Genomic DNA, 12,807 nt, shown 5'->3' with positions numbered 1-12,807 from the left:
GGTTAAATCCCTCCCGTGATACGCTTGCGGATACGCTCATTGGCGAAAACCGCAGCAAGCAGGATACCGCCAAGGAAAACGCGGAACCATGCGCCATCGATAGCAGGAATGAAGAACACCGCATTCGCCACAAGGCCAACGGTGATCGCCCCAAAGACCACGCCAAGGATGGATCCAAAGCCGCCCGTCATCAGCGTGCCACCCACAACCGCGATGGCAATCGCGAACAATTCCATCAAATTGCCTTTTGCGGCATCTGATGTGTTGGTGTCATACACCTGACATGCGGCAAACATCGTGGCGCAAAAGGCGGTGAACATGAACAGGCCCACTTTTACCTTGTCGACTGGCACACCATTGGCGCGCGCGGCCTCTTTGTTGTCGCCTGTCGCGTAAATCCAGTTGCCGATTTGGGTGCGGCTGAGCACGAAATAGGACACGCCCGCGATCACAATCCACCAGAAAAACCGCGCGTCAAACCCGTGAACCCATTGTTCGCCATTGCGGTTAAGATTACCGCCAAGCGCGAACCAAATATCATAGAACCACCCGAAAACCTCGCCGCCCATGATGTCGGCGAACCAGCTTTCCAGTTTGAAATCTTGCAAACCCGAGATTTGGGTCGATTGGTTGATCAAGCGGAAGCAAACTTCGGTAACCCCGCGCAAGAAAAACAAAAACGCCAAGGTCACAATGAAGCTCGAGAGGCCAGATCGCACAACGATCATGCCAATCACCCAACCGATCCCCAATGTCATCGCAAGGGTGATGAAAAACGCTGCGGCAGGGGTTGCTTCGCCCAGACCAAAGGGCAAACCCCATTTCAGCATCATCGCCATCGACATGCCCGCAAAGCCAATCATCGAACCGATTGACAGGTCAAATTCGCCTGCAATCATCAACACAGCGGCCCCTGTGGCAATGATCCCATATTGGGCAATAATCGCGATGTTATTTTTCAGACCCAAGGGGTTAAACGCCTTACCATCCGAGGCAATCGCCAAGGCCGCAATGATGATAATCATCACCACGAAAGAGCCGATCTCGGGACGGCGTAAGATTTTTTGAAAGGCAGTTTCTTGTTGAAGCCTGTTCGCTTCGCTTTGATCGGCCATATCTCACATCCTGTTTTTATTTGGATTTTGAGGGTGAAAACAGGCGGGAAATCCCGCCTGTTTCAAGTCTCGACTGATCACAAAACTTAGCGATCGATGCCTGCGAGTGCAGAAACCGATGCCGCATTGGATGCATCCACAAAGCCTGGGCCAGATGGGATGTTCGCACCAGGCAACAGGCCTGCGCCAGTGTTGTAGAGGTGCAGAACGATCACAGGCATATAGCCCTGCAGACGCTGCTGCTGGTCGATTGTGAAGGCCGCATCACCTGCTTGGATCATGTCCATCACGCCAGGGGAAAGGTCGAAACATGCCAAATGCACGTCTGCGCCAACTTCCTTGATCGCGCGGTTTGCCGCTTCACAGACATGTGGGCCAACAGCCAAAACGCCATCGATGGATGGGTCTGCCTGCAGCGCCGCTGCGGTGCGGGTTTCGATCTGTGCAGGGTCGTTTGACACGTCAATCATGTTCAGATCGCCGCCGACACCTTCAAAGTAGCCTGTGCAACGATCCACAAGCGCGGTGTTGAACGCTTCTTGGTTCAAGCAAAGCCCGTTGGTCACGCCTTCTGCTGCGGCGCGCTCACCGGCCTTTTGACCTGCCAAACGCTCTGGCTGACCCACGTGCATCAATGCACCCAGCTCTGCGGATGCTTCGAGGCCCGAGTTCATGGTGATCACAGGGATACCATCGGCAACAGCGGAACGAATTGCTGGCCCGAGCGCGTCTGCGTCAGGCAGCGAGACGATGATGCCATCGGGCTGCGTTGCTGCTGCGGCTTCGATCAGCTGAGCCATTGCAGCCATGTCGCCGGATACGTCAAAGTTATATTCAAGGGTCGCACCTACAGCCTCGGCTGCATCACGGCCACCCTTTTCCACCACAGGCCAGAACGGGTCTGTGCCCTGCGTGTGAGTGATCATAACATAACGCTCAGCATGTGCCGCACCTGCCATCAAAGCAGCTGCTGCAGCGGTGAGAATAAGTTTTTTCATGGTCTTCCTCCCAAGTTATATGCTCCGAAGAGCTGTTATTCTGCGCTTGTGGCAGAATTCTTTGAAACACCTACGCGCGCGCGCTCATGCTTGGCCCCTCCTCATGGCACCAATGCATGGGCAGGCGCAGGTGCCTGTCCATCATACCCGCCCCAGACAGATTGATCGAAATGAATGACAGAGCCCGTCATCATCCCGCTATCGTCTGACGCCATCCACAAGACTGCTTTTGCCACCTCCACCGGGTCAAGCAGTCTTCCGTAAGGTAATTCTTTTGCGGCGCGATCAAGGGCGCCTGCATCTCCCGTCTCCGCCTTTTGCAAGGCGCGTTCGCCATCGGAATTCATCCATCCGATATCCAATTGGTTCACCCGCACCCCATTGCGCATGAGGGCAAAGCCCGCATGGCGGCTCAGCGTGGCAAGCGCACCCTTTGACACCGCGTAGGGCGCAAGAAACGGTTGCCCCACCCGCGAAGATGCGGATCCGATATTGACGATGCTGCCTTTGACACCTGCCTCTTGCATCAGCAAAACGGCGTCTTGCATCAAGAAAAACGGCGCACGGGTGTTAACCGCAATCATCTTGTCAAACAGCGCGGCGTTGGTGTTCAGCAGATTGCCACGATCGGTCATGCCTGCCGCATTGACCAAAATATCCACGCGGCCAAATTGCGCCTTGGCTGAGGGAATAATACTACGCACCGCATCCAAATCGGCCAGATCCGCGCCCACAACGTGACATGGGGTGCCAAATTCGCCCGCGATTTCATCGCAAACGCGCTGACCTTTAGCGCTATCACGACCGACCAGAATAAGCCCCTCGGCCCCCGCTTGTGCGAAGACGCGCGCAATCGCGGCCCCAAGACCTTGGGTTGCGCCCGTTATGACGGCAATTTTTCCGTCAATACGGTTCATCCAATGACCTCATAATGCGCCTGCGCCATGACATCCATCAGGGTCTTATGTCCCGTGATGGCCATTTCCTTGGGCGGGTTTGGCTTGGGGTCTTGTTCGGCTTCGATCACGAACCAACCCTCATATCCATGGCCTGCAAGCGCTGAAACAATCGCATGAAAATCTAAATCCCCATCCCCTGGCACTGTGAAGGCCCCCTTAACAACAGCATCAAGAAAGCTTTCGCTGCTTCGGTCAAGGGTGTTTATCACATTTTTCCGAATATCCTTCGTATGCACATGGGTGATCCGCGCGTGATGATTGTCGATGACGCGCAGATTATCCCCGCCCGCAAAGGCCATATGCCCCGCATCAAACAGCAGCGGAACCGAGGAATGCTTCATAAACAAATCAAGCTCAGACTCGGTTTCGACCACGGCGGCCATGTGATGATGATAGGAAATCGGCATCCCTTGGGCCGCGCACCAATCGGCAAAATCCGACATCTTGCGCCCATAGGCGGCCATCTCGGCCTCGCTGATCACTGGCTTTTGCGTCAAAGGCACCTCGCGCTTGCCCTGCACAGATCGCGCTGTTTCCCCGTAGACGATGCACGGCGCGCCTGCGGCTTTGAAAAATGCCATTTGCTCTGCAATGCGATCCTTTTCACGCTCGATATCCCCATCAAGCAATTCACCCGAAAACCATCCGCCACAAACAGAGATCCGATACCGATCCAAGATCGGGCCTAAAACCGCCATATCCATTGGAAAGCGGCGGCCTGTTTCCATGCCGCTAAACCCTGCCTCGGACGCTTGGGCCAGACATTCCTCTAGGCTGACGTCATCTGACAATTCAGGCAGGTCGTCATTCCACCATGCAATCGGGGCAATGCCCAATTTGGCCTTCAACATGAGGTTTACACTCCAATCCGCTGTTTTTTGCGGAATTCTTCTTGCCCCTTGCGGGCGGCTTGAACGCTTTCACGGGGGCTGACTTCGGGCACGCCGACATACCAATCCGCGCCGCCATCTGTCCAAGTATAGGCGTCAGAGGTGATTGAAATCACGGTTGTCGCATCGGTGGTCTGTGCCCATTCCATCGCGGCCTCTAGATCAGCAAGGCTGTCACAATGGCGCGCATAGGCCCCCATGGCCTCGGCATGTTTTGCAAAATCAACATGGCGCACATTGGCAGGGTCCTTCACGCGGCAATCCTTGAGTAGGTTGTTGAACCCTGCCCCGCCCGTATTGGTCTGCAAACGATTGATCACTGCATAACCACCGTTGTCGCAGACGATAACAATCATCTTATGGCCTGAGATGACCGAGGAATGGATGTCGGAATTCATCATCATATAAGACCCATCCCCGACCATGACGATAGGTGTGCCTTTGCTGCCTGCCATCGCCATCGCGTGGCCCCAGCCCCCTGCAACCTCATAGCCCATGCAGGAATAGCCGAATTCACAATCATAGGTGTGCGGTGCTTTACAGCGCCAATTTTTGATCGTTTCACCAGGCAATCCGCCTGCGGCTGTCACCATCACATCTTCAGGGCGCGCCATGCGGTTCACAACACCAATGACCTGCGCATAGGATGGCACGGCCTGATTTGTGGGGGCTTGGCCCTTGTCCAAGAAATCATTCCACTCGGCATACCATTTTTGTGCCTGCGTCATACGGGCGGATGGGGCAGACCAATCGCCCAATTGCGCATCAATCTCGGTGATCGCCTCAAGCGCATCCCCCACAACGGCCTGTGCGCGGTGCTTCTGCGCATCAAACCGCGCCGCGTTAATATTGATAAACCGCGCATCCTTCGGGAATGTTGTCCATGATCCTGTGGTGAAATCCTGCAGACGGGTGCCAATGGCAATCACCACATCCGCTGTTTCGGCCAATTGCCGCGCGGCCTCGGTGCCCTCAATCCCCATTGGGCCTGCATAGGCAGGGTTGTCATGCACGACGCCGCCCTTGCCCGCAATGGTTTCAGCCATGGGGATACCACGGCGCTTCGCGAAATCTGCCACCGCGGCCTCGGCCCCAGAATAGCGCACCCCACCCCCCGCGATAATGAAGGGATTCTTCGCAGTTTTCAGGATCTCGACCGCCGCCTCGACCTGATCGCGCGAGGGGCGTGGGCGGGCGATCGTCCAAACTTTGCGCTCGAAAAAGGCCTCTGGATAATCATAGGCCAATTCCTGCGTGTCTTGTGGCAGGCCAAGAAAGGCCGGCCCACAATCTGCAGGGTCTAGCATCGTGGCCACAGCCGCAGGCAAGGATTGGATGATCTGCGCAGGATGGGTAATCCGATCCCAATAGCGCGTCACCGCACGGAAACTGTCGTTCACCGTGATGCTTGGATCCCCGAAATGCTCAACCTGCTGCAACACGGGATCGGGCAAGCGGTTTACATAAGTGTCGCCCGACAACAGCAAGACGGGCAAGCGATTGGCATGCGCAACACCCGCAGCGGTGACCATATTCGTGGCACCTGGCCCGACAGATGAGGTCGCGACCATGATCTGACGGCGTTTCTTTGCTTTGGCATAGGCAATCGCGGCCAAGGCCATGGATTGCTCATTCTGGCCGCGCCATGTGGGAAGCTGATCTTGAACACGCTCTAGTGCTTCGGCCAAGCAGGTGACATTGCCGTGGCCAAAGATCCCGAACACCCCTGCAAACAGCGGCACCTCCTCGCCATCAATTATGGTGAATTGATTAACCATGTAGCGCACGATTGCCTGCGCCATAGTTAGACGCACAGTGCCGTTTGCACTTGCTCGGTTACTCATACCAGCACCCCTCCCCTGGGCTAGATTCGTCCTCACACGAAATGTATATTGACAAAAAAATTTTGATGCAACGATCATTGCAAAAACTTTTTGACGCTGCAATAGTGACGCTGAAAGACTGTGCGCTTGCTTAAACTTTGGGCGAGGGATTCCCCCAAATTGCGACCGCAGTCATGGGGAGGTTAGAAATGAAAGCAAACAAACTCAAGGCCTTATGGCAAGGGGATCAGCCCGCGTTGAATGGGTGGTGTTCCATCGGCTCTAGCTTTACCGCCGAGATCATGGCGGCGCAGGGTTTTGACAGCATCACCATTGATATGCAGCATGGCGCGTTGGATTATGGCATGGCTTTGCCGATGGTGCAGGCCTTGCGCAATGCAGGCCCCACGATCATGGCCCGCGTGCCGTGGCGTGACCCCAGTTGGATCATGAAGGCCTTGGATATGGGCGTTGAGGGGATCATCTGCCCCATGGTCAATTCTCGCGCCGAAGCAGAAGAATTCGTCAGCTATCTGCGCTACCCCCCGCATGGGCAGCGCAGCTATGGCCCGACCCGCGCGGTGATTGCCGACCCCAGTTACAATGTCAAAGACGCGAATGCGCAGGTTCTGGCCATTGCCATGATCGAAACCGCGGCAGGCATGGAACATCTTGAGGAAATCGCCGCCACACCAGGCCTAGACGGTATTTATGTTGGCCCTGCTGATCTGACCCTCGGCACCCAAGCGGGGCGTTTGCCCCCAGGGTTTGACCGCGAAGAACCCGAGATGATCGCGATGATTAAGGAAATCGCCGCCGTATGTCGCAAGAACAAAATCGCCGCCTGCCTGCATTGCGGCAGCCCCGCCTATGCGGCCCGCGCCATTGAATGGGGCTATCGCCTCACCACTGTTGGGGGCGATGTGCGCTTTTTGGCGCAATCAGCCCGCGCGGCGGTCACAGGCTGGCATGAGGTTGTGGGCCGCGCCGGTGGTTCGGACAGCGCAGGTGCTGGCAAAGGGGGCTATTGATGACACGGCTCTTGGTTGCAGGGGCGCTTCACCCGACAGGTGAGGCGCTGCTTGAGCGGCTAAAAACGCAGGGCGTGGATGTTACCTATGTGACCGATCCCGCACCTACGGCCTATCTGCCCTATCTGCCGCAGGCCGATGCGCTTGTGCTGCGCACACAACCCCTGACGGCCGAGATGATTGCAACTGCACCAGACCTGAAAATCGTCTCGCGCCACGGCGTGGGATATGACGCGGTGGATGTAGATGCATTGTCGGCCCGCGGAATTGGCTTGGCCATTGTGGGGGATGTGAATTCTATCTCCGTGGCCGAGCAGGCCATGATGATGATGCTTGCTGGCGCGAAACAGGCGCTAGAGGCGCATTTCGCCACGCTTGGCAGCGAAGGGTTTGAGTGGAACTGGCGTGATCTTTTGCGCGCGCGTGAAGTGTATAACAAACGCCTGTTGATTATCGGCTATGGCCGCATCGGGCTGCGTTTGGCGAAAATGGCCGATGGGTTTGGCATGCGTATATCCGCCTATGATCCCTATCTTTCCCAAATGGGCGCATGGCCTGAAGGGGCCGCGCAAGAAGTGACAGATTTATCCGCAGCCTTGGCTGAGGCTGATTTCATCTCGGTGCATATCCCCGCCGCCAAGGGCGCGCTGCTGGATGGCGATGCCTTTGGGAAAATGAAACGCGGCGTTGTGATCTGCAACACGGCGCGCGGTGGCGTTGTCGATGAGGCGGCCCTGTTGGCGGCGCTCAAGGATGGCACGGTGGCCGCGGCAGGGTTGGATGTGTTCCAATCCGAGCCCCCTGCCCTTGATAACCCGCTTTTCTCGGATCCGCGGGTGATCCTGTCGCCCCATATTGGCGGGCTGTCCAATGAGGCAGCTGAACGTATGGCCTGCGCCTGCGTGGAAAACGCGCTGAACTTTATCGAAGGCAGGATTGATCCTGCGCTCATTGTCAATCACGAGGCAATCAATGGCAGCTAAACCGAAACTTCGCATTGGCTTGATTGGATCGGGCTTTATGGGCAAAGCGCATGTGTTTGGCTTTGCCACCGCTGCGCGCGTGTTTGATCTGCCCTATGAGGTGGAATTACACACGCTGGCCGATGTCACGCTTGCGGGGGCTCAGGCCGCGGCCGCAGGGTTTGGCTTTGCCCATGCCACAGATCGGTGGCAGGATTTAATCGAAAACCCCGATATAGATGTGGTCGATATCACCGCGCCAAATGCGCTGCACAAAGAAATGGCCATGGCAGCGATTGGGGCGGGCAAGCATGTCTATTGCGAAAAGCCCTTGGCCCCCTTGGCGCGTGACGCAGAGGAGATGGCCATTGCGGCAGAGGCGGCAGGGATCAAAACCCAAGTTGGGTTCAATTACCTGTGCAACCCTATCATGGCGCTGGCCCGCGAGATGATTGTGGGCGGCGAATTGGGTGACATTCGCAGCTATCGCGGCGTGCATGCCGAGGATTATATGCGTGATGCAAGCGCGCCCTATTCCTTCCGTCATGATCCTGCGGGCGGCGGGGCCTTGGCCGATATTGGCAGCCATGCCTTGGCCACGGCGGAATATCTGTTGGGGCCAATCACCCGCGTTATGGGGGATTGCGTCACCATGATTGACCACCGCAAGGATGCCACGGGATCCGCCCGCAAGATCGAGGTCGATGATATCGGGCGCGCCTTTTTGCGGTTTGAAAATGGCGCAACAGGGTCGATTGAGGCCAATTGGGTCGCCACGGGCCGCAAGATGCAGCATGATTTCGAGGTCTATGGCAGCAAAGGCGCCCTCATCTTTACGGGCGAGCGGTTCAACGAACTGCATTTCTACAACACCGATGACGCAACAGGCCGTCAGGGGTTTCGCAAAATCGAGGCCAGCCCAGATCACCCGCCCTATGGGCAATTCTGTGTGGCACCGGGCCATCAGATTGGCTTTAACGACCTCAAGGCGATTGAGATCGCAGGCTATCTTGATGCCATCGCAGATCGCGCGCCTGAACCCTTTAACTTCCGTGCAGGGTTGCGCATTCAATATCTGGTTGAAACCATCCAAGCCTCGGCCAAATCCGAGGCGTGGATCGCGACAGTCTGATCGGGGGCGTGATGGATCACAACACTCCCCTCACCGATGCCCCGCCGCCTGATACCTATGAGGGGTTCATCCGCCTGATCCATGAACGTCATAGCGCGATGAGCAACACCTATCAGGCCATCGCGCTCTATCTGACGCAGAACCCCAATGATGTGGCGGTGCGCTCGGTCAATGCGATTGCCGAAAGCTGCGGGGTGCATGCCTCGAGTTTCGTGCGCTTTGCGCAGGCCTTGGGGTATAAAGGGTTTCGGGATGTGCAGGCCCTATTCCAACAACGCCTAGAGACGGCGGCGCCTGGATTTGGGGCGCGCGTGCAATCCTTGCGTGATGGCATGGCCGCGCGCGATGATATCTCGGAAATCGGATTCCTGCGCGAGATGATCGTGCAAGACATTGCTTCGCTCGAAGGTCTGGTTGATGAGATTTCAGGCGTTGATATGGCCGCCGCCGCCAAGCTGATGGAGCGGGCCGAAACCATTTATTTGGTCGGACAAAATCGATCTTCACCCGTGGTTTTGCTGATGCGCTATCTGCTGACCATGATTGGCAAACGCTGCATCCTTCTGGATGCCAGCGGTGGCCTTGCCACCCATATGGCGCGCAGTATGGGGCCGCGGGACGTTCTCTTTGCTGTATCCTTTCGCTACTACGCCAATGAGGTTGTACAGATTGTCGATCAGGCCGCCTCGGAGGGGCATGATGTGATTGCCATTTCCGACACGACCCTATCGCCCCTCGCAAAATCGGCAAAGATCCTGTTCGCAGTGCCCGAATATCAGCAAAGCCTCTCCCGCTCCTTGGCCGCGCCTATGTGCGTGGCGCAGGCTTTGGTCGTGGCGACAGCGGCGCGCTTACAAAAGGGGGCAGAGGCACCGCTGATCCCCCATGTGACCCAAAAAGACACTTGAACCCCGACTTCTAAAGGAAAGATCCGCAATGAGCGTGAAAAAAGACCTTGATGTCATTACAATTGGCCGCGCTTCGGTTGACCTTTACGGCGCCCAAATCGGTGGCCGCTTGGAGGATATGCGCAGCTTTGACAAATATATTGGCGGCTCACCCACCAATATGGCCGCAGGCACAGCGCGTTTGGGGCTGAAATCTGGCCTTATCACGGGTGTGGGTGACGAGCATATGGGGCGGTTTATTCGCGAAGAATTGACCCGCGAAGGGGTTAATATCGAGGGCATCAAAGTCGATCCCGATCGCCTGACCGCATTGGTGCTGTTGGGGATCCGTGATCAAGAACGCTTTCCCTTGATTTTCTATCGCGAGAATTGCGCCGATATGGGGCTGTGCGAAGACGATATCGACCCCGCCTACATCGCACGCGCCCGCGCAGTTGTGGCAACAGGCACGCATCTCAGCCATCCACAGACCGAAGCCGCGGTATTGAAAGCCTTGCGCTTAGCCCGCGAGGGGGGTGCCCGCACCGCCCTTGATATTGATTATCGCCCGAACCTCTGGGGCGTGGCAGGGCATGGCGATGGCGAAAGCCGCTTTGTGGAAAGCGCGGCTGTTACGGCCAAACTGCAATCAACGTTGCATCTCTTTGACCTTATCGTGGGCACGGAGGAAGAATTTCACATTGCAGGCGGCAGCACCGATACGCTGACGGCGCTGCGGGCCGTGCGAGCGGTCAGTGGTGCCACATTGGTGTGCAAACGCGGGGCCGCAGGGGCCGTGGCAATCACAGGCGAGATCCCTACAAGCCTTGATGACGGGATCGCAGGTCAGGGGTTTCCGATTGAGGTGTTCAACGTGCTTGGCGCGGGGGACGGGTTTATGTCGGGCCTTATCAAAGGGTGGCTTGATTGCCCCACGGATCAGATTGATTGGGCGACCGCACTAAAATACGCCAATGCCTGCGGCGCATTTGCGGTGTCTCGTCATGGCTGCACCCCCGCCTACCCGTCATGGGAGGAGCTGCAATTCTTCCTCGCACGCGGGATCACGCGGCCCGACTTGCGCAATGATGGGCCGTTAGAGCAGGTTCATTGGGCCACCAATCGGGGGCCAGATTTGCCCGATATGCACATCTTTGCGTTTGACCATCGTATGCAACTTGAAGAGATGGAGGGGGCAAACCCCGCCAAGATTGATGCGTTCAAAGAGCTATGCCTTGAGGCGGCGCGCGTTGTGGCGGATGATCGGGCGGGATATGGCATTTTATGCGACAACCGATTGGGTCGCTCTGCCTTGCAGGCGGCCTCTGACAGCCCGCTTTGGATTGGCCGCCCTGTGGAATGGCCGGGCTCCTGCCCTTTGGTGCTTGAACCTGAACTTGGCCCTGATTTCGGCGGGCTTAAGGAGTGGCCGCGCAATCACGTGGTGAAATGCCTGTGCTTTTGCCATCCCCAAGATGACGCTGCGCTGTGGCAAAACCAGATCGACACCGTCAGCCGCCTCTTTGCGGCGACCCGCCGCAATGGGTTGGAATTCTTGCTTGAGGTGATCCCCTCAAAACGCGGCGCAGTGGATCAGACAACCACCCCCGCCGTGATCCAACGCTTTTACGATGCCGGCATCTTTCCCGATTGGTGGAAATTGGAACCTTTTGCCGATGACGCCTCATGGGGGGCTGTGACCCAAACAATCACGGCAAACGATGCACATACGCGGGGGATTTTGGTTTTGGGCCTTGATGCCCCCGCCGATGATTTGGCCGCAAGTTTCGCCTTCGCCGCCCGTCAGCCCTTGGTCAAAGGGTTTGCAGTGGGGCGCACAATTTTTGGCGATGCAGCCCGCGCGTGGCTTACGGGGCAAATCAGCGATGCGCAGGCAATTTCGCAAATGGCAGATCGCTATCGCAGCTTGTCAGCGCTGTGGGATCAGGCCCGAAAAGGGTGAGAGATGGCCGCGCATAAAACCCTTGCTGATCCCATTTTCAACCCGCTGTGGCGGCGGGTGGCCTTGACCATATTTCTCTGCCTCTGGACAGGGGTCGAGATTTGGAACCAAACCTATGGGTGGGCCGCATTCATCGCGGCCACCGCGGTCTATTGCGGGTGGAATTTCTTTGTCCTGTGGGAAGATGTCCCAAGCAAGGAATAAGGGCGGCAAATCTGCCGCCCCCTTGGCCGCTTAGATTGATCCAGCTTCGACCATGTAATTATTTGCGGTGCACATGGCCGCATCGTCAGAGGCCAAGAACAAAACCATCCGCGCGAGATAAACGGGTTCGATCTCATCGGGCAGACATTGACGATCGAGCGCCTCTTTCAAGGCCTCAGGCGTCACCCAAAGCTGTTTTTGCCGCTCTGTCATCACCCAGCCCGGAACGACCGTATTCACCCGAATGCGGTGATCCCCCAAATCGCGCGCCATTGTGCGGGTCAGGCCGTGCACCGCCGATTTGGAACTGGTATAGGCGGGCATATCGCCGCTGGCCTGCATCCAAGAGTTCGACCCAAAATTGATAATCGAGCCACCACCCGCCTCAATCATCGCGGGCGCTACGGCCTGAATGGCGAAAAACATATGACGCAGGTTCGTTGCATATCGCTCGTCCCAATAATCTGGTTCGACTGTCCGCCAATCATGACGATCATCACGGGCGGCGTTATTCACCAAAACATGTGCAGGCCCGCAGGCCTCGGCCAATGATTTGAAGGCTGCCCGCAATGCAGAAATATCGCGCAGGTCACATTGCTCGAAATACACAGTATCGCCCAATTCGGCGGCCAAGGCTGCACCGCCTTTGGCATCAATATCGACAAAACCAACGCGGCTGCCTTGCGCTGCAAAAGCCTTGACGATTTCCGCGCCAATCCCTGATGCACCGCCCGTAACAAAGACGGATTTATCCTTTAGGCTTGGATATATGGCGAATTGTGATTGATCAATCTGACCCATGGATCTGCCCCTCCTTTGGCAATGCCTCTTTTCGCGCAAAAC

Annotated in this window: 12 protein-coding genes; 6 read left to right on the top strand and 6 right to left on the bottom strand. The window is 56.8% G+C overall.

The features are described 5' to 3' along the window. Positions 1–2: 2 nt before the first annotated feature. From AAC620_RS02460 to iolD, 5 genes are all read right to left on the bottom strand, one after another. The gene (locus AAC620_RS02460; protein ID WP_340242656.1) at positions 3–1,115 is read right to left on the bottom strand and encodes an ABC transporter permease; all 1,113 of its coding nucleotides are present in this window, start codon (positions 1,113–1,115) and stop codon (positions 3–5) included. Between the two features lie 86 nt (positions 1,116–1,201). Continuing rightward, positions 1,202–2,113 carry a sugar ABC transporter substrate-binding protein gene (locus tag AAC620_RS02455; protein ID WP_340242655.1) on the bottom strand — a complete coding sequence of 304 codons (912 nt, stop codon included), beginning with the start codon at positions 2,111–2,113 and terminating at the stop codon, positions 1,202–1,204. A 101-nt stretch (positions 2,114–2,214) separates the two neighbouring features. Next, positions 2,215–3,030 (bottom strand): SDR family oxidoreductase, encoded by an 816-nt coding sequence (locus AAC620_RS02450; RefSeq protein WP_340242654.1) that lies wholly within the window; start codon positions 3,028–3,030, stop codon positions 2,215–2,217. Then, complete coding sequence (gene iolE, locus AAC620_RS02445; protein WP_340242653.1) at positions 3,027–3,923, bottom strand: myo-inosose-2 dehydratase; 897 nt, start codon at positions 3,921–3,923, stop codon at positions 3,027–3,029. Before iolE ends, AAC620_RS02450 begins: the two co-directional genes overlap by 4 nt. Before the next feature lie 5 nt (positions 3,924–3,928). Then, the gene (iolD, locus tag AAC620_RS02440) at positions 3,929–5,806 is read right to left on the bottom strand and encodes a 3D-(3,5/4)-trihydroxycyclohexane-1,2-dione acylhydrolase (decyclizing) (protein WP_340242652.1); all 1,878 of its coding nucleotides are present in this window, start codon (positions 5,804–5,806) and stop codon (positions 3,929–3,931) included. A gap of 188 nt (positions 5,807–5,994) precedes the next feature. Between iolD and AAC620_RS02435 the strand changes: the two genes are divergently transcribed. Genes AAC620_RS02435 through AAC620_RS02410 form a run of 6 tightly spaced genes read left to right on the top strand, consistent with a single transcriptional unit; the run spans position 5,995 to position 11,964 of the window. Then, positions 5,995–6,816, top strand: a complete 822-nt coding sequence (locus AAC620_RS02435) for an HpcH/HpaI aldolase family protein (RefSeq protein ID WP_340242651.1) — start codon at positions 5,995–5,997, stop codon at positions 6,814–6,816. Continuing rightward, positions 6,816–7,799 (top strand): hydroxyacid dehydrogenase, encoded by a 984-nt coding sequence (locus AAC620_RS02430; protein WP_340242650.1) that lies wholly within the window; start codon positions 6,816–6,818, stop codon positions 7,797–7,799. Before AAC620_RS02435 ends, AAC620_RS02430 begins: the two co-directional genes overlap by 1 nt. Further along, the gene (locus AAC620_RS02425) at positions 7,789–8,910 is read left to right on the top strand and encodes a Gfo/Idh/MocA family protein (RefSeq protein WP_340242649.1); all 1,122 of its coding nucleotides are present in this window, start codon (positions 7,789–7,791) and stop codon (positions 8,908–8,910) included. The genes AAC620_RS02430 and AAC620_RS02425 overlap by 11 nt, the downstream gene beginning before the upstream one ends. After that, positions 8,892–9,818, top strand: coding sequence for a MurR/RpiR family transcriptional regulator (locus AAC620_RS02420; RefSeq protein ID WP_340242648.1), 927 nt, complete (start codon positions 8,892–8,894; stop codon positions 9,816–9,818). Before AAC620_RS02425 ends, AAC620_RS02420 begins: the two co-directional genes overlap by 19 nt. 28 nt (positions 9,819–9,846) lie before the next feature. Further along, a complete protein-coding gene (locus AAC620_RS02415) occupies positions 9,847–11,760 on the top strand; it encodes a bifunctional 5-dehydro-2-deoxygluconokinase/5-dehydro-2-deoxyphosphogluconate aldolase (protein ID WP_340242647.1) in 1,914 nt (637 codons plus the stop codon). 3 nt (positions 11,761–11,763) lie between these two features. Further along, positions 11,764–11,964: a hypothetical protein gene (locus tag AAC620_RS02410; protein WP_340242646.1), complete on the top strand. Its 201-nt coding sequence runs from the start codon at positions 11,764–11,766 to the stop codon at positions 11,962–11,964. 30 nt (positions 11,965–11,994) lie between these two features. On the opposite strand, the gene AAC620_RS02405 is transcribed toward AAC620_RS02410, so the two are convergent. Beyond that, a complete protein-coding gene (locus tag AAC620_RS02405) occupies positions 11,995–12,765 on the bottom strand; it encodes an SDR family NAD(P)-dependent oxidoreductase (RefSeq protein WP_340242645.1) in 771 nt (256 codons plus the stop codon). Positions 12,766–12,807 lie beyond the last annotated feature (42 nt).

It is taken from the genome of Roseobacter sp. HKCCA2468 (assembly GCF_037805105.1).
Lineage (GTDB): Bacteria > Pseudomonadota > Alphaproteobacteria > Rhodobacterales > Rhodobacteraceae > M30B80.
The sequence above is the reverse complement of the archived record's forward strand: the minus strand, read 5'-3'. Positions and strand labels throughout refer to the sequence as shown.